The following is a 21,356-nucleotide window of genomic DNA, read 5'->3' on the forward strand; positions in this document are numbered from 1 at the left end:
AGTGTAAGGATCATAGGGTATACATGCCGGCTTACCTAGACAAATATTGTCCATTTGATGGCACGCTAAGCGATGCTAGTGTGCCCATCGCCAGCGTTATTACAGTGGAAAACGCGTGAATCGTGCAGCATCAATAATCGCCCAAAGATGAAATACCGCCCCCACCAGCCACATGAAAAACAGAATAACCGTCGCTCCGAGTGCATAACTGACAGCGGTACTTAGAAAAAAGAAAAAGGCCATAAAAATACGCCCTTGGACTAATTGCCCTAAACCTGGAACAAACACGCTGCAAATAGCTGCAAGCACGTTGCCACCGGAACCTTGACCTGACATAGAAGCTCCTAATAAAGCTAGTAAAAGAGGTAAGATTAGGGACAAAACCACCAAATGAAAAGCCTATTTTCAGTATGGCTTAGCTAAAAATAATCTTTCTTGAGTTGATAAGCTTGTTTTAGGTGTTCTATTAGCCGCCTTAATTTTTCAGGCAAATATTTGGTAAAAGGGTAAATGGCATACACGCCAAGTCGACGTGGCTGATAATCGGTTAAAATCGCAATGAGTTTACCTTCCTGTAAATCTTCATACACACTACAGCGTGGCACGTACACAATGCCAAACCCTGCCAAAGCAGCCTTGCGTAACGCTTGAGCATTGTTAGTGGCAAAGCTGCCGCTAATGCGCACACTTTCTTCCACGCCATTTCGAGTAAAACGCCAATCAAAAGAACCTTGGGCCTGGTAGGTATAAGCCAGGCAATTATGGTCTTTCAATGCGGCTAGATTCCTGACCTCACCATGACGCTCTAGGTAACTTGGCGAGCAACAGACGATCCAGTTAGACTCGATCAAGGGTTTGGCAATGAGGCTGGAGTCTTCCAGCTTGCCGGTGCGGATAGCAAGATCTAGGCCTTCTGCCACAAGATCCACAAAGTCATTTTCTAGCCGCATGTCTATGGTGATGTTTGGGTACTTGTGACAGAACTCTGCAATCGCCTCTGCCAATAAGAGCTCGCCCGATATCGTCGGCACTGATAGCTTGATATTGCCCGTCAGGCCCTGACTAAACGCCGAGACAGACGCAATGGCGTCGCTGACTTGGCCTTCTATGTTTTTAGCGTGGACATACAAACTCTCTCCCGCTTCAGTCAAACTCAAGCGTCTTGTGGTACGGTGAATCAACTGTACTCCTAGATCTTGCTCGAGTTTGCTGATCTTTTTGCTCAACGCAGGCGTCGACATACCCACGTACCGCGCAGCTTTGTTAAAAGAGCCAGCATCGGCAACGTTCACGAAAAGCGTTAAATCGGCGGCGTTCAATGAGTTGATTCCTATTTTATTAGGTTGTTTTAAGAAAGAGTTTATTAGTTTATGTCGTATTTATTGCAAATGAAACTAAGACTATAGTGTACGTTTATAGTGGCACCTTAAAAGGAGCCAATCTTAACAATAAAAACAGTTAACTCTATTCCCCCAGAGAACGAGGTAAAGCTATGCGTCTCAAAGATTGTCACAATTTCCAAGACTTTCGCACCTTGGCGAAGAAACGCCTGCCAGGCCCGATTTTTAATTACATTGATGGTGGCGCTGACGACGAGACAACCTATCGCCGTAATACCGCGGCGTTTGAAACCTGCGACCTAGTGCCCAATGTGCTCACTGGCGTGAAAGACGTAGACTTGTCTGTGACCGTTATGGGACAAAAGCTGGCGTTACCCATCTATTGCTCACCCACAGCACTACAACGCTTATTCCACCATGATGGCGAAAGAGCCGTTGCTGGCGCGGCGGAGAAATACGGCACTATGTTTGGGGTGTCCTCCCTTGGCACCGTGAGCATGGAAGAAATTGCCAAGCAAACTACCACGCCTCAGGTATATCAGTTTTACTTTCATAAAGATCGCGCACTGAATCGTGCCATGATGCAACGTGCCAAAGACTCTGGCATACAAGTGATGATGTTAACCGTGGACTCCATCACTGGCGGTAACCGCGAACGAGATCTTCGAACTGGATTCTCTATCCCGTTTCGTCTTAATTTGAGTGGCATATTGCAATTTATTATGAAACCCATGTGGGGCATTAACTACGTCACCCACGAAAAATTTCGCTTACCGCAATTAGAAGAACACGTCGACATGGGCAATGGTGCAACCTCGATTGGCGACTATTTTACCAACATGCTCGACCCGTCGATGAACTGGGATGACGTGGCAGAAATGGTAAAATTCTGGGATGGTCAGTTTTGTTTGAAAGGCGTCATGAGCCGAGAAGATGCTCGTAAAGCAGTGGAAATTGGCTGTACTGGCATTATTATTTCTAACCATGGCGGACGTCAGCTTGATGGCTCTCGCAGCTCGTTTGATCAACTGGCGGAAATCGTTGATGAAGTGGGCGATGAAATCGACGTTATCTTCGACAGCGGCGTACAGCGCGGCACCCACGTACTCAAAGCCTTATCGCTCGGCGCCAAAGCCGTCGGCATCGGCCGCATGTACTTATACCCACTCGCGGCCGCAGGACAACCTGGCGTCGAACGCGCCCTAGGCTTAATGAAAGCCGAACTCGAACGCGACATGAAACTCATGGGCAAAACCTCTATTGACCAGCTCAATAGAGACAACCTGCGGTTTCGGTGACCTAATGCCCCTCATTACATAGGGGCATTAAATCAAAAGCGCTTCAGTAATCGGTATGATTGAGTTACACCGAATGCGCGGGCAATTTCCATATCTCGTCGGCGTATTCTTGGATGGTGCGATCCGATGAGAATTTCCCCATGCGCGCTGTGTTGATGACCGCCATGCGTGCCCAGCGTGGTCTGTCTTGGTAAGCGTCTGACACCCGTTGTTGGCAATCCATGTAAGCGCGATAGTCGGCCATTACCTTATATGGGTCACCGCCATCGAGCAGGCTGTAGCGGATGTCATCAAAGGCATGTGAGTTATGTGGCGAGAAATGCCCTGAGCAAAGCCAGTCTAGCGCGGCTTTTAATTCGCTGTCTTGATGGTAATAATGGTGTGGGTTGTATCCGCTTCGGTCTAAGTCTTGAACCTGATCGACGTTTAGACCAAAGATAAAGATGTTGTCTGGCCCGACCTCTTCAAGAATTTCTACGTTTGCACCATCCATTGTGCCTATGGTTAAAGCACCATTTAACGCCAGCTTCATGTTGCCAGTTCCAGACGCTTCTTTGCCTGCCGTTGAAATCTGTTCAGACAAATCCGCCGCGGGAATAATATGTGACGCCAAGGACACTCGGTAATTTGGCAAGAAAGCCACTTTTAATTTACCCTGTGTGCGAGGGTCGTTGTTAATGACTTCTGCCACTGCATTGATGGCATAAATGATATTTTTCGCCAATGCGTAACCCGGCGCGGCTTTCGCGCCAAAAATAAACACTCTTGGCACCATGTTCATGTCAGGATTATTCAATACGCGACGATATAAGGTCAAAATATTTAACAGGGTGAGGTGCTGACGCTTGTATTCATGCAGGCGTTTAATTTGCACATCAAACAAGGCGGAAGGATCGACCTCGATACCGCACTCTTTTTGGATAATGGCAGCTAGTTGTACCTTGTTTTGATGCTTCACGGCCATAAAGGCGTCTAAAAAGACTGTATCATCAAGGAAGTTTTCCAGCTTACGCAGGTGCTCAAGGTGTTTCGGCCATTCACTGTTAATGCCGTATTGTTTAAAAAGATCGACCAGTCCTGGATTGCAATTAAGCAGCCAACGACGAGGGGTGATGCCGTTGGTCTTGTTGGTAAATTTGCCCGGATAGAACTGATCAAAGTGTGGGAATAGGTCTGTTTTCAACAATTGAGAATGCAGCGCGGCAACACCGTTGACGGTGTGACTGCCTATCACCGCCAAATGCGCCATGCGGATCATCTTGTGATCACCCTCTTCGATGATCGACAAGGCTTGAAGGATATCATTACGACCCGGCCAATGTTGGGCAACTTCGCCCATAAAGCGGTGGTTGATTTCATAGATCAGCTGTAAATGTCGCGGTAACACTTTTTCAAATAGTCCCACACTCCATTTTTCTAGTGCTTCCGGCAACAGGGTGTGGTTTGTATAAGCAAAGGTTCGTGTGACGATATCCCAGGTGGTGTCCCAGTCTAGGTGTTTGTCGTCTAGCAGGATGCGCGTCAGTTCCGCGATGGCAATGGCTGGGTGAGTATCGTTAAGCTGAATGGTGGCTTTTTCTGGAAGTGATGTCCAATTCGAGTTCATTTTTTCGAAACGGCGTAAAATATCCGCTAAAGAGCACGCAACAAAAAAGTACTGCTGCACGAGTCGTAATTCTTTGCCATTGGCATTTTGGTCATTAGGGTACAGCACTTTAGAAATGGTCTCGCCCATGGCTTTAGACCGCACTGCTTCCACATAATCGCCCTTGTTAAACTCTTCCAAATCAAAGTCTTCAGTAGAGTGGGACGACCATAAGCGCAAGAAGTTCACCGTTTTAGTGTCATAGCCCGCCACCGGAATGTCAAAAGGCACGCCCATCACACTGCGGGTATCAACCCAAACAGGACGCGCATTACCAGCACTGTCAAAGACGGTTTCGACTCGGCCGTAATACTGAATCGTTTGAGAGTATTCTGGACGAATAATGTCCCATGGGGTGCCGTATTTCAGCCAGGTATCTGGGTGCTCTACTTGTTTTCCCTGTTGAAATTCTTGTTTGAACAAACCAAATTCGTAATAAATACCGTAACCAATCGCGGGTAAATCCAAAGTGGCTAAGGAATCTAAAAAGCACGCAGCCAATCGACCTAAGCCCCCATTCCCCAATCCCATGTCCATTTCTTCATCGCAGATTTGCTCCCAGTCTAATCCTAACTCTTCAATCGCCTGCTTAGCGTCATCGTAGACCCCAATGTTGTGGGCGTTGTTAATCAACATGCGACCCATCAGGTATTCCATTGAGAGGTAGTAAACCCGTCTTACATTATCGCGGTTGTGTACTATTTGGGTGTCAGACATGTCGTCTGTAATGCGATCGCGAATCGCCAATGACAGAGCCAACCACCAGTCTCTTGGGGTCGCTTGTTCTGGGAGGTGTACTAAGGAATAGCGCAGGTGATGCAAAATGCTTTCTTTAATGTTTTGTTCAGAAACGGTACGATTTACCATACCATCGGAGAGCAAACTCGACTTTTTAGACATAACCTGTCACCTTCTTGTTGGTGGTTGAACATGCGTTAGAGATTCGCTTACAGCCTTTATACTAGGTGAGTTCGCACCGCGCTGACCATCTATTGAGAAAGCGAGTGCGCGTGAGCCGTTCGCTTTAATAGTAGCACCAGTACGACAATCGCGACTAAGCCCAGCACAGCGCCAGTAAAGCCTACGCTGGCTAAGCCTACTCTATGTAACATCTGCCCACCTATCAAGGCACCAGCGCCAATTCCCAAGTTAATGATGCCAGAATACAAAGACATTATGATGTCAGCCGCCGTGTTATCGATTTTTAACACGCGAATCTGCATGCTCAAACCTATGATCATGATGGAAGCGCCCCAGAATAACACACACACTATTAGCCAACTCGGCGTGGCGGCGACAAAGTATAAGGCCCCCATTCCAATCGAGGCCAATAAGACACTGCTGAGTAATAAGGGTGTATTAAATTTATCTCCAAAATAGCTAAATATCACACTGCCTGCGATACCAGCCACACCAAATAACAAGAGAATCAGCGTGGTAAATTGTTCTGTGGCCGAGCCAATGTTTTTCAAAAAAGGCTCTATATAACTGTAGGCTGAATAATGCGCAGAGAAGGTGACAAAGATAAAAAAGTACATGGCGATAAGCACTTTATTCCCCAGTACTTCAGGAACTTTTTTCAGCGATCCAGAAAACAAACTGGGCAAACTAGGTAACAACCGATACATGGCCACCATAATAATCACGGCCACTAAAGCGATAATCGCGAAGGTCGCTCGCCAATCCAACCATTGACCTATGATACGACCCGCCGGCACGCCAAGCACCATGGCCAAGCCAGTTCCCGTGGCCAGCACACTGAGCGCAAAGGTTTGCTTTCCTTGTGGCGCCACTCGAATCGCGATAGAGGCCGTAATCGACCAGAAAATAGCATGAGCAAACGCGATGCCAATCCGGCTTACTAAAAGTATCGTAAAATTCCAAGCAACCACCGAGAGCACATGGCTAATAACAAATAATACAAACAGGCAAAGTAGTAATTTTTTGCGCTCTATTTTTCGGGTAATTAACATCATGGGAAGCGACATAAGCGCCACGATCCAAGCATACACGGTCAACATCCACCCTACCTGTGCGGGTGATACAGCAAAGCTGTCTGCGATATCAGACAACAAACCCACAGGAACAAACTCTGTGGTATTAAAAATAAACGCACTGAGTCCAAGCAAAAACACTCGTATATATTGGGTGCGACGGGAAACGTTGTCTTCTAAAGAAGCCATAGTGATCATAGGGGCCTGCGGGTTAAAAAGTCTTGATTGAGTAAGCTGCGCTATTGTTCATTTATTGGCCAAGAAGTGAAGCGGCAAGTTAGGAGAAATATGCATTTTTGCAAGACAAAATCTAAACAGGAATTGTTTACATTAGTGTTTGTAAAATTGTTGGAGAGTCATTACAATCCTTCATAGTTGTTATTACAAATCAGATTCATTTACATAAATGAGTCGCTTAGCCAATTAATCATCTAGAAAGGGAAAAATAATGACGCACTCTGCGAAAAAAACATTCGTTTCTTCTGTTCGTAAAACATCCACGGTTTGCGCCGTGGTGGGTACTTCTTTGCTGTCTATTGCCAGCGTCTCTGCTCAGGCAGCAGGCGAAGTGAACATCTATTCTGCTCGCTCTGAAGCGTTAATCGCGCCCCTATTAGACACTTTCTCAAAAGAATATGACGTTAAAGTAAACTTGGTCACTGGCAGCGCCGATGCCCTATTGAGCCGTCTTCAGTCTGAAGGCACCGCTAGCCCTGCTGACTTATTCATCTCTGTAGACGCTGGTCGCTTATACCGTGCAAAAGATGCAGGCGTATTGCAACCGTTTGAAACCAAACAATTAAAGGAAGTGGTGCCTAGCCACTTACAAGACCGTGATGGCTACTGGTACGGTTTGTCTCAGCGTGCGCGAGTGATTTTCTACAATCCAAATACCGTGTCGGCTTCCAGCTTGTCTAGCTACGAAGACCTTGCTGACCCAAAATGGAAAGGCAAAATCTGTATTCGCTCTTCTAGCAACATTTACAATCAGTCTATGGTGGCTTCTATGATAGACGCCCACGGTGAGGCCAAAACGTTAGAATGGATCAAAGGTCTAGTAGCAAACTTTGCACGTCCACCAGCGGGCGGTGATACGGACCAAATTAAAGCGGCGGCGGCGGGCGTTTGTGATATTGCGGTTGCTAACACCTATTACTTTGGTCGTTTAGGTCAAAGTGACAAGCAAGAAGACCGTGATGTGTACAACGCGTTATCGGTGTTTTGGCCTAACCAAGGTGAAAACGAACGCGGTACTCACGTTAACGTCAGTGGTATTGGTATGACAGTATCTTCCAAAAACAAAGACAATGCGATTAAGCTTGTTGAGTTCTTAACCAACAAAGAAAGTCAAAAATGGTACGCCGATGTCAATAACGAATACGCGGTTGTGGAAGGCATTACGCCACCCAAGAGCTTAGCCAAATTTGGTAATTTCAAAGCTGACAATGTTTCTTTGAGTGTGTTGGGTGAAAACAACCGCCTAGCCGTTAAATTGATGGACCAAGGTGGTTGGAAGTAAGCTTTCCACTGACTAGGGTGCCTTAGTTTTATTAAACCTCGTTTTTAATGCCTTTCTGCTTCGATGTGAACAGAAAGGCATTTTTTTGCTGTGCGTTTTTCTGGTAACTTTTCAACGTCTAAACGCTTTCTTCTATTAGGCTCCAAAATGCTTCTACCATAGGGTTTTTTAGACTTTTATTTAGCGCAAATAGGCCAATGTCATAAGGCGCTAGCTCCGGTTTTACGTCCAACACTTGCACCCTTTCCCTAAGAGGGCTGTTGTCTAACACTATCTTTGGCACTACGCCAATGCCAAATCCCAAACTCACCATGCTCACGATAGCTTCGTTACCCGTCACCTGGGCGTAGATACGTGGGGTGATGTCCCGCTGACGAAACCAGTCATCCACATGCGCTCTCGACACGCCGCTTTCTGACAAAATCATCGGAATGTTCGCCCATTCTTGTACGCTTTCTGGCACATGACTGGGCACATTCGGCACCTGCTGGTCTATCGGTGCAATAAACAATAGGGGTGATACTGCCATGGGTTTAAATGCCACGCCACGGGGCAAGTTTGCGGGTTTGGCAGCAATGGTAATGTCTTCTTTGCCATCAAGAATATGGGCAATAGCGTGTTCTGGGTCACCAGTACGCAGCTTGATTTCAATGCCAGGATAAGCCACACGAAATCGACGCAATAATTCATACAAAAAGCTGTAACTGGCCGTAACCGAGCCATACAAACTGATTTCACCACGGAGCTGGTCGGAATTGTCCGCTAACTCATGACGAATCAAGTTCCACTGACGGCTGGTATCTCGAGCGTATTTTAAGAATTTCTGCCCTTCTTGAGTCAAGGCAACCGTACGATTGTCGCGGTTGAACAAGGCAACACCAAGCTCTTCCTCTAACTGTCGAATGTTACGCGACAGGGCGGAAATGCTGATATGGCATTCGTCGCTGGCACGTCCGAAGTTCAATGTTTCCGCCAAGGCGAGAAATTGCTTTAAGGTTTTTATATTCATGATGGGGCCTTATCTTTATTACCGCTCGATTCTAAATCATGTTTGCAAAAAATGGGACACTGTATTGCGAATATATCAATTTACGAAAAGATTGCCCTAGGATACATTAGCCCTACTCGCAGGACGTCATGAAAAACATGGCTTGGCGACTGTGTAATCCATTTTTAATATCGGCGTGTTTTTATCGCAGATACCGTAATTTATCTTATAGGATGTGTAACATGGCTAACTACTTCAATACCTTGCCGCTACGTGAACAACTAGCAGAACTAGCAAAATGTCGTTTCATGAACAGCTCTGAATTTGCAGACGGCGTAGAAGCGTTGAAAGGCAAAAAAATGGTGGTTATCGGTTGTGGTGCACAAGGTCTTAACCAAGGCTTGAACCTACGTGATTCTGGTCTTGACGTGTCTTACGCGTTGCGTCCAGAAGCCATTGCTCAGAAACGTCAATCTTGGAAAAACGCTACGGAAAACGGTTTTGTTGTTGGCACTTATGAAGAGTTGATCCCAACCGCAGACGTGGTTTTAAACCTAACACCTGATAAGCAACACACGCCTGTTGTTACAGCCGTAATGCCTTTGATGAAAGAAGGCGCTTGCTTGTCTTACTCTCACGGTTTCAACATCGTAGAAGAAGGCATGAAAATCCGTGAAGATTTGACTGTCATCATGGTGGCGCCTAAGTGCCCAGGTTCTGAAGTTCGCGCAGAATACGTTCGTGGTTTCGGTGTTCCAACATTGATCGCGGTTCACGAAGACAACGATCCTAAAGGCGAAGGTCTTGCGCTAGCAAAAGCTTACGCTGTGGGCACGGGCGGTCACAAAGCAGGCGTTTTGATGTCTTCTTTCATTGCGGAAGTAAAATCTGACCTTATGGGTGAGCAAACTATCCTTTGTGGTATGTTACAAACGGGTTCTATCCTTTGCTTCGACAAAATGGTTGAAGAAGGCATCGACCCAGGTTACGCCTCTAAGTTGATCCAATTCGGTTGGGAAACCATCACAGAAGCGTTGAAATACGGCGGCGTGACCAACATGCTAGATCGTCTTTCTAACCCAGCCAAGATCAAAGCGTTCGATCTTTCTGAAGAGCTAAAGGTGATCATGCGTCCTTTGTACAACAAGCACCAAGATGACATCATCAACGGCAACTTTTCTTCTGGCATGATGGAAGATTGGGCAAACGACGATGTGAAACTTCACACATGGCGTGCAGAGACAGCCGAAACCAATTTCGAAAAAACACCGGCTGGCAATGTAGAAATTTCTGAACAAGAATTCTTCGACAACGGTATCTTGATGGTGGCCATGGTGAAAGCGGGCGTTGAGCTTGCTTTCGAAACCATGACAGCAGCGGGCATTGTTGCAGAATCGGCTTACTACGAGTCGCTACACGAAACACCATTGATCGCGAACACCATCGCTCGTAAGAAATTGTACGAAATGAACGCGACCATTTCTGATACCGCGGAGTACGGTTGCTACCTATACAACCACGCGTGTGTACCACTATTGGCTGACTTCATGAAAGACATCAAAACTGACGTAATCGGTAAAGGACTTTCTGTAGAAGACAATGGCGTAGACAACAAGCGCTTGATCGAAGTGAACGCAGCGCTTCGCTCTCACCCTGTTGAGGCCGTTGGCACAGTGCTACGTGGTCACATGGCGGACATGAAAAAAATCGTTTAATTTCTTCTAGAAATTAAATACAAAAAGCCGAGCGTCAAAACTCGGCTTTTTTGTCTCCACTGGTTCTAAACAAAACATTAGGAAATACCATGGACAGCCTCCGCTTAGACAATATTCTCTTCGAAAAAGTAACGGTGAACTTTGATGATCGCTTTACCCTAAGCGAGATTGATTGGACCATTGAACCCAACCAGCATTGGGTGATTACTGGCACCAATGGTGCTGGGAAGTCGGCTTTAGCCGCTGTATTAGCCGGTGTTGGCGATATTGAACGCGGTACCGTCACTTGCCTTCCTAAAAACGTGGGATTAGTATCCTTTGAGGCCCAAGCGGGGCTGATTGCTAAAGAACTGAAAAAAGACGACGCCGACATCATGGACGTGATTTCCCTTGGCACGCCAGTACGGGAAATGATCTTTGATTATTGCGCCGATCCAGATCTTGCACAGGAATTAGTGGAAAAGTTCGGTATTTATCCACTGTTGGATCGCGCCTTTCGCAAACTCTCTACCGGCGAAACCCGCAAAGTCATGTTAATTCGCGCGTTGGCGAACAAGCCTGACTTGCTGATATTAGACGAACCCTTTGATGGTTTAGACGTCGACACCCTTGCCATGCTGCAAGCTCACCTTGCTTCCATCATAGACACCACCCCCATGGTCATGGTGCTAAACCGCTTCGATGAAATGCCTGACTTTATTACTCATATTGCGTATGTTGATCATGGACGTTTAGCACTGACGGTAGACAAAAGCGATGAAAACGCCTTCAACGAGCTGTACCAATTACTGCATTTGAAAACCACAGATCTAGACATCCCAGAGGCCGACCCAGCCAATACACTGCCCGCACTCGACCCAAGACAGCCACTGGTGACACTCAACCAAGCCACCATCAAATACGGCGATACAATCATAGTAGACAAACTCGATTGGACCATTGAACGCGGCCAGCACTGGCAACTCAGTGGCCCCAATGGCAGCGGCAAAACCTGCGTCTTGTCTTTGATCACTGGCGATCACCCGCAATGCTACACCAACGATATTTTCGTCTTCGGATTCCAGCGTGGTAACGGCGAAAGCATCTGGCAGATCAAACAATTTATTGGCTATGTTTCCACATCCTTGCAATGGGAATACCGCGTCAGCACCAGTTGCAAAAACGTGATTATTTCTGGCTTCTACGACAGCATCGGCATGTACACCAAATCCTCCGATAACCAGAAGAAAATCGCCGACCAATGGCTTGCACTGCTCGGCATGACAGACCGCGCCGACCAACCCTTTAACAAACTATCCTATGGCGACCAGCGCCTACTGCTCATTGCCCGCGCCATGGTGAAACACCCACCACTCTTGATTCTAGACGAACCCTGCCTCGGCCTCGACGACATGAACCGCCAGCTCGTCCTCGCCCTCATCGAAAAAATCTGTGAGGGCAAAGAAACCACCGTGCTCTACGTCAACCACCACGCAGAAGATAAGATCAAAGGCATAGAGAACTACTTGGGGTTGAAGAAATAGCACTGACCTGACATTTACTGCTTACTTCTCCGGTAAGCTAAGTATCTTTCTTCTGATATAATTTTTTTCTGATATAAAAAAGCCAACTCAATGAGTTGGCTTTTTCTGCTATACAATTGTCCAGTGTGCTTATACTTTGAAGTGATCCAAAATCGATTTTTGCGCTTCCGTATGGGACTTCTGTGTTGCCATCGCTTGGCTGGACTCTTGAGCAAGATCCACTACCGAGGTCGACAGGGTTTTAATCTTCACCGCATTTTGATTGATTTCTTCCGCCACATGACTTTGCTGTTGTGCCGCTGACGCTATTTGCGCGTTCATACCACTAATCTGCTCAATCGACTCACGGATACGAATTAATGCCGAATCAGCAAGTTTCGCATTCTCTACTGCTTGGACGGCAGTATTACGACTCTCAGTCATTGCATTAGAGACCGCTGCAGAACCATTTTGTAATTGCTCAATCATACCTCGAATCTCAGTGGTTGATTCTTGGGTACGCTGCGCCAGTGTACGAACTTCATCCGCCACTACGGCAAACCCTCGACCCGATTCACCGGCACGCGCCGCTTCGATCGCCGCGTTGAGTGCCAATAAATTAGTTTGGTCTGCAATTTCATTTATGACTGCCAAGATGGTTTCTATATTGCTTGTCGCATGTTCTAAACCTCTAACCTGTTCTACTGCCTGGTCAATGCGATTCGATAGAGCGTCAATGGATTTCGCGGTTTCACTGACCACAACCGAGCCTTCCATTGTGATACGGTCTACTTCATTTGCTGAGGCAGAGGCTTTTTGAGCGTTTTCTGCTACTTCGTTGGACGCTAATGCCATTTCATGAATGGCGGTTACTAGCATTTCGAGTTCTTTGAGCTGTTCCTGCATAGCCTGCGCAGATCGTTGTGAACCGGTGAGCGATTGTGAGCCACTGGCAGCGACATCCTCACCCAGCCGTTTCAAATGGGTAATGCGACCCTGCAAGCTTTCAGAAAATTGATTAAACCCTTGCGCTAACTCTGCAAATTCAGGGGTATTGCTCATTGCAATACGTTTGGTTAAGTCGCCCTCTCCTGTCGCAACATCTTGAATGGCTGCATTTAAATCATCTAATGGACGCAGCAAAGTTCGAATTAATAAAGTCATCACCACGATGCTGATAAGAATGCCCAACACACCAAAGATAAGCGCATTATTTCGCAATGTCGACAGTGCAGAATAGGCCTTATTTTCATCAACCACCGCGACCACATACCAGCCTTGACTTGCTTCACTTGCAATACCTACAAGGCTCTGAACGCCTTCCACTTGAACATTCTGCAATCCTTCTTTGATACTCACATTCGGCAATACGTTAGACACTGACTGACCATTGCTTTCTGGGTTTGGATGGGCAATCACCTGCCCTTTCTCAGTGACTAAAAACACATAACCCGCATCAAATAAGTTAATGGAGTTCACAAGTTCAGACAAGCCGCCCAGTTCTAAATCGTAAAACATAGCACCAACAAACGTGCGTTTGTCATAGACAGGATTACCAATGGATATAATGGTTTGTTTAGTAGACACATCCACATAAGGCGCTGTCACAATCTGCTTTTTCTCACTCTTGGCGCCTACATACCAAGGACGCACTCGCGGATCATAACTGGCATCAGGTGCCCAACCATCATCATTTTCAACAACGACGGCATCAGATTCATAACCCAGCCCTACCGCAAGAAAGCTCTTCTTAATCGAAGGCTGTTCAAGCAACTGCTTAACGTAATCACGATCCGTTGGGTTCAAAGAGATGCTCTCTGTCATCGTCTGTGCTTGAGCTTTTTTGTTGCTGATTTCTGCGCTAATGGTACTCCCTACCCCTGCCACCATTTCCTTAAGGCTGCTTTTTACTATGGTTTCGACTTCGGTACGGACAGTTATGAGCTGCTGTACGCTTAATAAGCCGACTGTCAATGCCAGCAAGAGAGATGACATTGCAACGATTTTTTGGCTAAAGCGCATAAAGGAACTCCATGATGCAGAATAAAGATTTAATCATCTGAAACGACACTGGTGACACTAGGCCGCACTCCGAGTATTTTATAAAGAAATTACGAGAATTTATAATCTTATTTTATTAGTAAATTGAAGGAAGGATTCTTTAACTCAGTGTTTCAGAAGTTTAGACAACTCAGACGAACCTATCAAACCAAATTTCATTCCTTTTTCGCCAAAAGCAGCCAACTTAGCGGCAGAAGGAGGCGTTAGATCAATTAATGCCAGGCTCTCTTCAGTCGACTGTTGCGCTATGCATTAAATTGAGTGAATGTCTTTGTATTCAACTGGTATTACTACACTCCTTTCAGTCACAATACCTACCTGTTTGTATTCGCTCATTCTCTAGGGTGTTAAATTATGTACGCAAAACTGGAAACACGAACTTTTCTTGCCATGCTGGTGGGGGTGTCGTTTGCCTTTATATTACTGATGAAACCGTTTTTTGGCCCAATCTTTTGGGCTGTGGCCGTAGCGCTTATTTTCTTTCCCGTGCAACAAAGGCTGACTCGTCAACTTGGTAACAAGCCCAATATCAATGCGTTAATTACCTTACTCATTTGTATGGTCATTGTTATTATCCCTGTGCTTGTGCTGGGAGCGGCACTGATCACAGAAGGGATGGGAATCTATCAAAAGATTCAAGATGGTCAAATTCGCCCTGGAGAATACATTGACCAAATAAATCGGTCTTTTCCTGCAATACAAACGTTTCTGGCTCAGTTTGATATTAACTTTGGTGAATTAAGAGATCGTGCTGTCAGTGCCTTTTTGGGTGGCAGCCAGTTCCTCGCCAAACAGGCGCTTGGTGTTGGGCAAAATACCTTTGAATTTTTTCTTAGCTTGGCGTTGATGATCTATTTGGCCTTTTTCTTGATTCGAGATGGCAGCAAGCTGGTTGATTTGATGATCAAAGCTTTGCCATTGGGGGATGAACGAGAGCGTTTGCTGTTTGCTAAATTTGCCGAGGTTACTCGAGCGACCGTAAAAGGCAACTTGCTCATAGCTATTATTCAGGGGGCGCTGGGGGGGATTATCTTCTGGGCTTTAGGTATTACAGGCGCTCTATTGTGGGGCGTGGTAATGGCGATTGTTTCTTTGTTACCTGCTGTCGGAGCCGCCATAGTATGGGTTCCTGTTGCTGTGTATCTTACCGCTGTGGGTGACTTTGTACCGGCGATGATATTAACCGCTTATGGGGTTTTGGTGATTGGTCTTGCGGATAACATCTTACGACCAATCCTTGTTGGGCGTGATACGAAGTTACCGGATTATTTGGTGCTTTTGTCTACATTAGGCGGTATTGCTATGTTTGGTATTAATGGTTTTGTTATGGGGCCCTTAGTTGCCGCCTTGTTTATGGCCTTCTGGGGGATTTTTATTCGTGAATTCGCAGAAGAAGAGCCAAAAGAGGTGGCATCGAGCCCTCTTGATCTAGATGAGATTCATGAAGACGGAAAAAGAGATACCGATAATTAAGATAATGAGGTAGGGATATGGCGGATTTTGTCGTGTTAGGCGCGGGTATGGTGGGAGTAAGCAGTGCTTTAGCGCTGCAAGCTCGAGGCCATCAGGTGACGATCGTAGACCGAAAAGAGGCGGGGTTGGAAACCAGTTATGGTAATGCTGGCATGATTCAAGTTGAGGCCGCTGAACCTTATGCGTTGCCTAGAGAGCTGGCAACGCTGTTTAAATATGCCCTTGAGATAAGCAACGACGTGACATGGCAGTTTGATGGTGCGTTGAAAATGGCGCCCGCCTTGTGGTCTTATTTTCGTCATTCCTCGGCAGCAAAACATGCGCAGATTTCTAAGCTTTATTCTCAGTTAACCTTTCGTTCTACTGCGGATCATGAAGGCTTAATTCTAGCGTCTGGATCGGAAGATTTGATTCGACGAGATGGCTTGGTGATGTTGCACCGAGAAGAAAAAGAATTTGATAAAGCGGCTCGAAAAGCCGAGTTTCTTTTAAAAGAATATGGTGTCACTTCACGCGCTTTAGAAGGAAAGCTTTATCAACAAGAAGAGCCTGCTTTAAACACAACCCCAGCGGGGGTGGTGCATTTTAATCAGAGTTGGGGTTGCTCCTCGCCAGGCGAATTAACGCAAGCCTATTGTGACTTATTTGTGGCGCGAGGCGGGAAATGCCTCAAAGGGGACGCCAACACACTGCAGCGCAGTGCGACGGGTTGGCAGGTGATGACCGACGAAGGACAGCTTGACGCAGAACAAGTGGTCGTGGCACTTGGGCCTTGGTCTCCGGCGGTATTAAAGCGTTTTGGTTATCACATACCTATGGTCTATAAGCGTGGATATCATGGACATTTCTCTCCAAGTAAGATGCCGAAAAAGCCGTTTTTAGATGTGGCTAACGGCGTGCTTGCTGCTCCTATGAAACAAGGACTTCGAGTGACAACAGGAGCGGCTCTCGTACCTATGGATGCGCCAATAGACACCCGTCAGCTGAAACGAGGCGAAAAAGCCCTGAACGAGCTAATGGATCTTGGTAAACAAGTGGAGGAGCCACAATGGTTGGGCACTAGGCCATGTTTACCCGATATGCTGCCACTGGTCGGTGAAGCACCCAACCATAAAGGTCTTTGGTGGCATTTTGGTCATGGTCACCAAGGTTTCACCCTTGGCCCCACGACGTCTGCCTTATTAATACAAGCTATGGACGGTGAAAATTCCCCAATGCTAGAGGCGCTTTCCCCCGCCAAGCGTTTTTAATTAGCACTTCAAAAAGCCACGCTGTTGCAAGAAGCCGAGCATGTGCTCGCGCTTCTTTTTTTGTACAGCTGTCGCTGTTTGTTCTGACCAATTACTGTTCTTTTGATTATCGCCACGGCTCTGATAGTAAGCCTGCATTTGAGCGTCATAAGATTTTACATTTTCTGCGCAGCGGCCGCTGTCGTAACTGTCCTTATGAAGAATAACATCGACAGGTAGACGTGGTTTAAGATCCGGTTGCGCATCTGGGTAACCAAGGCAAAGACCGAACACAGGGTATACTTGGTTAGGCAAGTTCAATAGCTCAGCCACTTGTGCGGGATCATTACGAATACCACCAATAAAGACGGCACCAAGACCAACAGACTCTGCACCCAGCATTAGATTTTGTGCAAAAAACGTCGCGTCTGTTGTGGCCGCAATAAAGTGTTCAGTATTGCCCTCTAATTCCCCCAACCCTTGTGCAAGGCTACAATATTCCACACGAGTTAGATCTGCACAAATAACGAAAAATTCCGCGGCTGATTCCACCCATTTTTGACCGCCCGCCAGTGTGGCGATCTTCTGACGATTTTCTTTATTAGAGACCTGTACAAGAGAGTAAGCCTGAATAAAACTAGAAGAAGCGGCCCCTTGAGCACATTGGATAAGTTGCTTGAGTAATACTTCATCAATAGTTTTGTCTGTGTATTGACGAATAGATTTATGATTTAACTGAGCTTGAAGAATTGGGTTCATAATGAGCGTCTTTTAAAAAGTAAAATGATTTGATTTATACGTGCGTATTAGTGACTAACAACCTCGCCCCATAAACTCTCGATTCGGCTGTCTCGTCCACAACTGGCTCGATAATAAGCATAGCGAATCGGATTCTTTGTGTAGTAGCTCTGATGATATTCCTCGGCAGGATAAAAGGTTTTTGCGGGAAGAATTGGTGTCACTATGTTTTCTTTAAAAGGCTTGGTTTTTTCAACTCTAGCAAGAGAGGCTTCAAAAACCGCTTTTTGCTGATCAGTTTGGTAAAACATTGCGGTTTTGTAGGGGGCACCTTTATCACAGAATTGACCTGTATCATCGGTTGGGTCAATGGTTTTCCAGTAATAGTCTGCTAATGCTTTTAGGGAAACGATGTCATCATCAAAGTAGATGACGGCGACTTCAAAGTGCCCGGTGTTTCCTGCGGATACTTGTCGATAGGTTGGATTTTTAGTGTGACCTCCAGAGTAACCAGAAACCACATCGCTGACGCCTTTAATTGACTCAAAGTCAGATTCCACACACCAGAAACAGCCACCAGCCACCATCATCGTTTGTGGTGCTGCGTATGTCATATTGCTCAGTGTCGCTGTGGCGGTTAAAAGAGCTAGCCCTAAGGCGTTGCCCAGATTCGATCTTCTTGTCATATAAAAAATCCTCAGATCATAAAAGGGGATGACCAATGCTGTCATGGGTTTGACGTATTAGGCCCTGTTTTTCTTACGATGTATTTTCTTCTTACGATTCATTCTAGAGCGAGAGCGTGTGTGCGAGTATGTGTAAAGTGGCGAATACTGTGTTCTTCCTAGTTAATCCCCCATTGTTTGTGCATTTCAATGTCAGACTGAGGCATCTTTTCGACGGCATGAACGTAGGTCTATATATGCTGAGCATATTAAAGACATCTAGATAATCAATTAAATAAATATAAGAAAGTCCTATAGCATACGTACTAATTGATTATCTTGATCAAATATTTAAACGGAGTAGACATGAGCGCATTTGTTACTGAACGAGTTTTGAGTGTCCATCACTGGAACGACAGTTTATTTAGCTTTAAAACCACACGTAATCCTAGCTTGCGCTTTGAAAATGGTCAGTTTGTGATGATAGGGTTAGAAACAGAAACGCGCCCCTTGATGCGCGCCTACAGCATTGCAAGCCCAAACTACGAAGAGCACCTGGAATTTTTTAGCATCAAAGTGCCTAATGGGCCACTAACATCACGGTTACAGCATCTTAAAGTGGGTGACGACGTATTGGTAAGCCGCAAACCGACTGGCACCTTAGTGACACGAGATTTACTTCCAGGAAAGCACTTATATTTGTTGTCAACGGGTACCGGTTTAGCGCCCTTCTTGAGTGTCATCCAAGATTTTGATGCCTACGATGAATACGAAAAGATTGTCTTGATTCATGGCGTTCGCCACGTCAATGAATTGGCCTACGCGGATTTCATCGAAAATGAATTACCAGATAATGAATTCTTCGGCGAGCAAGTACGTGATAAATTGATTTATTATCCAACGGTCACCCGTGAGCCTTTTCGCAATCAAGGGCGTCTGACCGACTTGATTCGTAGCGGAAAGTTGGCGCAAGATATTGGCCTACCGCAACTTAATCCGATCAGCGACAGAGCCATGATTTGTGGGAGTCCGAGTATGCTCAAAGACACGTCTGCCCTACTAGATGAGTTGGGCTTTAAAGAATCGCCCAAAATTGGTGTACCAGGGGACTATGTGATCGAACGAGCGTTTGTCGAGCATTAAAATGGCAACTGGTCTTATTACGCGCACTAACAGGTTACTGATAAACAAGACGACCGAAAAATAATTGAAGGAAACGTTATGAGTTCTGACACAACATCGCATCAAGATTACCTTCCACCCAAAGTTTGGACCTGGAATACCGAAAATGGTGGTAAGTTTGCCAGTACCAACCGTCCTGTTGCAGGGGCCACTCACGAAAAAGTTTTGCCTGTTGGTCAGCACGCATTGCAGCTTCATTCGCTCGGTACACCAAACGGTCAGAAAGTTACCATCATGTTAGAAGAACTGTTGGCGTTAGGCATCACAGCCGCTGAATACGACGCTTATTTGATCAATATTGGCGAAGGCGATCAGTTTGGCTCAGGTTTTGTAGAAATCAATCCTAACTCAAAAATTCCCGCATTGATGGACCACAGCACCAATCCACCGACTCGCGTATTTGAATCGGGTTCTATCTTGCAATACTTGGCGGAAAAATTTGATGCGCTGGTGCCAAAAGATTTTGCTGCCAAAACAGAGTGCCGCAATTGGCTTTTCTGGCAAATGGGTTCAGCGCCTTATTTAGGCGGAGGTTTTGGGCATTTTTACGCCTATGCACCGACTAAGATGCAGTACCCTATTGATCGTTTCACCATGGAAACTAAGCGCCAGTTAGATGTATTGGATAAGCATTTGGCGGATAAAACCTACCTAGCCGGTGACGAATATTCTATTGCCGACATCGCCATTTGGCCTTGGTACGGTAACTTGGTACTGGGGAATTTGTATGACGCAGCGGAGTTTCTTGATGTGGCCAGTTATACCAATGTACTGCGTTGGGCAAAAGCCATTGAGCAGCGTCCAGCAGTAAAGAGGGGGGCTATTGTTAACCGTACATGGGGAGAGGTGTCTCTTGCTGAGCGTCATAGCGCGTCGGATTTCGACGGTCTTCTTTAATAACAAGTGCGCCACGATATAGATGAGCTATCGTGTTTTTCTAGCGTAGTTTTTAAAAAGCAGGTCATTGTGTGATCTGCTTTTTTGTTCAAACAAGGCGGTTAAAAAATAAACACGTTATTCCTCCTATTCGTCCCTTTGTCACCATATTGTAAGACGGGGATGTGTTAGACTTACCCCTCACGAAATCTGTTGGCCAGCATGATGCTGCAACCTACTCTTTTTTTATGTCGATGTCTTAGGCGATGTGTGTCCTTTTGCGGATGGCTATAGGGAAGAGAACAGCTCTACGTTCCTACAAAGAGAGCACAATAATGCAAAATTTAACGCAAGATGGACAAAACCTCGTTAACTCCCTTTCCAATCGCTACAACCTAAGTTTTGATGCCGTCCTGCACATGCTCATTGCCGTGAATAACGGTAGCGGATCCATGGCGCAATTTAACTGTCCAGAGTTGGGCGGTGGTGGCCAGTGGATGCGTGGTGGTATGACCATGGTGGGTGATATGTTTAATTACGGCCTGAAATCGACTGTGGATAATCTGTGTAATGAATTGGCCAATGGCCTAGCAAATACACAAGTTTTTATGCCAGCACCAAAAGGCTCAAGATCCAGCAATCAATGGTGGCCAGGCGACCTAGGACAGCCGTTTAGCAGTGGTGCGCAAAACAGCACGCGTTACGCTATTTTCCCTAATCGTCTTGCTGTAGAAGTGAATGGTCAAGTAACGGTTTATGATACGTTAGACAACAATATTGGTGGCATTAGCCAGCAGCAGGGTGGTAATTCGTCGCTGACTTTTTCAAGTCAATATGGCACGATCCCGGTCAATACTCTCCCTGTTGTGTCTGGCATTGGTTCTTCGTCTTTTTCTGCACCCGCCCCAGCGCCTCAAAATAACTTTATGGAGCCGCCTGCAAGAACTTATTCACCAGCACCAACGATACAAGCCTCGCAGGAGGTTTTAAATACGACCTCGGTAGATGAAGCGATTCAGTTGATTGAAAAATTAGCCAAATTACGCGACATGGGCGCGATCTCAGACGATGAATACCATTCGAAAAAAACGGATTTACTCAATCGCATTTAATTGAAAAATTCGTGGTAGA

At 46.0% G+C, this 21,356-nt stretch carries 17 protein-coding genes; 9 read left to right on the plus strand and 8 right to left on the minus strand.

Translation table 11 applies throughout. The features are described 5' to 3' along the window. Positions 1-99: 99 nt before the first annotated feature. Together EBI00_RS05705 and EBI00_RS05710 are read right to left on the minus strand one after the other, a co-directional pair. Positions 100-336, minus strand: a complete 237-nt coding sequence (locus EBI00_RS05705; protein ID WP_123094971.1) for a hypothetical protein — start codon at positions 334-336, stop codon at positions 100-102. A gap of 83 nt (positions 337-419) precedes the next feature. Next, the gene (locus EBI00_RS05710; RefSeq protein ID WP_123094972.1) at positions 420-1,319 is read right to left on the minus strand and encodes a LysR family transcriptional regulator; all 900 of its coding nucleotides are present in this window, start codon (positions 1,317-1,319) and stop codon (positions 420-422) included. A 173-nt stretch (positions 1,320-1,492) separates the two neighbouring features. Here EBI00_RS05710 and EBI00_RS05715 point away from each other — a divergent pair, with 173 nt between their 5' ends. Beyond that, on the plus strand, positions 1,493-2,638 hold the full coding sequence (locus EBI00_RS05715; RefSeq protein ID WP_123094973.1) for an alpha-hydroxy acid oxidase: 1,146 nt from the start codon (positions 1,493-1,495) through the stop codon (positions 2,636-2,638). A 64-nt stretch (positions 2,639-2,702) separates the two neighbouring features. Here EBI00_RS05715 and EBI00_RS05720 read toward each other — a convergent pair whose 3' ends face one another. Both EBI00_RS05720 and EBI00_RS05725 read right to left on the minus strand, forming a co-directional pair. Continuing rightward, a complete protein-coding gene (locus tag EBI00_RS05720; RefSeq protein WP_123094974.1) occupies positions 2,703-5,183 on the minus strand; it encodes a glycogen/starch/alpha-glucan phosphorylase in 2,481 nt (826 codons plus the stop codon). A gap of 89 nt (positions 5,184-5,272) precedes the next feature. Beyond that, positions 5,273-6,466: a sugar transporter gene (locus EBI00_RS05725; protein ID WP_241556961.1), complete on the minus strand. Its 1,194-nt coding sequence runs from the start codon at positions 6,464-6,466 to the stop codon at positions 5,273-5,275. A 259-nt stretch (positions 6,467-6,725) separates the two neighbouring features. On the opposite strand from EBI00_RS05725, the gene EBI00_RS05730 reads away from it, so the two are divergent. Then, complete coding sequence (locus EBI00_RS05730) at positions 6,726-7,796, plus strand: Fe(3+) ABC transporter substrate-binding protein (protein WP_123094976.1); 1,071 nt, start codon at positions 6,726-6,728, stop codon at positions 7,794-7,796. A gap of 118 nt (positions 7,797-7,914) precedes the next feature. On the opposite strand, the gene ilvY is transcribed toward EBI00_RS05730, so the two are convergent. Next, positions 7,915-8,805, minus strand: coding sequence for an HTH-type transcriptional activator IlvY (gene ilvY, locus EBI00_RS05735; RefSeq protein ID WP_123094977.1), 891 nt, complete (start codon positions 8,803-8,805; stop codon positions 7,915-7,917). 221 nt (positions 8,806-9,026) lie between these two features. Here ilvY and ilvC point away from each other — a divergent pair, with 221 nt between their 5' ends. Both ilvC and modF read left to right on the plus strand, forming a co-directional pair. Then, on the plus strand, positions 9,027-10,499 hold the full coding sequence (gene ilvC, locus EBI00_RS05740) for a ketol-acid reductoisomerase (protein WP_123094978.1): 1,473 nt from the start codon (positions 9,027-9,029) through the stop codon (positions 10,497-10,499). Positions 10,500-10,588: 89 nt separating this feature from the next. Then, positions 10,589-12,022 (plus strand): molybdate ABC transporter ATP-binding protein ModF, encoded by a 1,434-nt coding sequence (modF, locus tag EBI00_RS05745; RefSeq protein WP_123094979.1) that lies wholly within the window; start codon positions 10,589-10,591, stop codon positions 12,020-12,022. Between the two features lie 129 nt (positions 12,023-12,151). Here modF and EBI00_RS05750 read toward each other — a convergent pair whose 3' ends face one another. Then, positions 12,152-14,023: a methyl-accepting chemotaxis protein gene (locus tag EBI00_RS05750; RefSeq protein WP_123094980.1), complete on the minus strand. Its 1,872-nt coding sequence runs from the start codon at positions 14,021-14,023 to the stop codon at positions 12,152-12,154. Between the two features lie 393 nt (positions 14,024-14,416). Here EBI00_RS05750 and EBI00_RS05755 point away from each other — a divergent pair, with 393 nt between their 5' ends. Both EBI00_RS05755 and EBI00_RS05760 read left to right on the plus strand, forming a co-directional pair. Next, a complete protein-coding gene (locus tag EBI00_RS05755; RefSeq protein ID WP_123094981.1) occupies positions 14,417-15,535 on the plus strand; it encodes an AI-2E family transporter in 1,119 nt (372 codons plus the stop codon). Between the two features lie 17 nt (positions 15,536-15,552). After that, positions 15,553-16,785 (plus strand): NAD(P)/FAD-dependent oxidoreductase, encoded by a 1,233-nt coding sequence (locus EBI00_RS05760; protein WP_123094982.1) that lies wholly within the window; start codon positions 15,553-15,555, stop codon positions 16,783-16,785. Here the strand turns inward: EBI00_RS05760 and nfsA are convergent, their stop codons facing one another. Together nfsA and msrA are read right to left on the minus strand one after the other, a co-directional pair. Further along, positions 16,786-17,523, minus strand: a complete 738-nt coding sequence (gene nfsA, locus EBI00_RS05765) for an oxygen-insensitive NADPH nitroreductase (protein ID WP_123094983.1) — start codon at positions 17,521-17,523, stop codon at positions 16,786-16,788. Positions 17,524-17,570: 47 nt separating this feature from the next. Then, the gene (gene msrA / locus EBI00_RS05770; RefSeq protein ID WP_123094984.1) at positions 17,571-18,188 is read right to left on the minus strand and encodes a peptide-methionine (S)-S-oxide reductase MsrA; all 618 of its coding nucleotides are present in this window, start codon (positions 18,186-18,188) and stop codon (positions 17,571-17,573) included. Positions 18,189-18,533: 345 nt separating this feature from the next. Here msrA and EBI00_RS05775 point away from each other — a divergent pair, with 345 nt between their 5' ends. The 3 genes from EBI00_RS05775 to EBI00_RS05785 all read left to right on the plus strand — a co-directional run bounded on the left by EBI00_RS05775 (position 18,534) and on the right by EBI00_RS05785 (position 21,337). Then, entirely contained in the window at positions 18,534-19,310 is a 777-nt protein-coding gene (locus EBI00_RS05775; RefSeq protein WP_123094985.1) for a ferredoxin--NADP reductase, read from the plus strand. Between the two features lie 78 nt (positions 19,311-19,388). Beyond that, a complete protein-coding gene (gene yghU, locus EBI00_RS05780; RefSeq protein ID WP_123094986.1) occupies positions 19,389-20,246 on the plus strand; it encodes a glutathione-dependent disulfide-bond oxidoreductase in 858 nt (285 codons plus the stop codon). Between the two features lie 314 nt (positions 20,247-20,560). Further along, positions 20,561-21,337 carry an SHOCT domain-containing protein gene (locus EBI00_RS05785; RefSeq protein WP_123094987.1) on the plus strand — a complete coding sequence of 259 codons (777 nt, stop codon included), beginning with the start codon at positions 20,561-20,563 and terminating at the stop codon, positions 21,335-21,337. The last annotated feature ends 19 nt before the right edge of the window (positions 21,338-21,356 follow it).

The organism is Marinomonas hwangdonensis, assembly GCF_003721245.1.
GTDB lineage: Bacteria > Pseudomonadota > Gammaproteobacteria > Pseudomonadales > Marinomonadaceae > Marinomonas > Marinomonas hwangdonensis.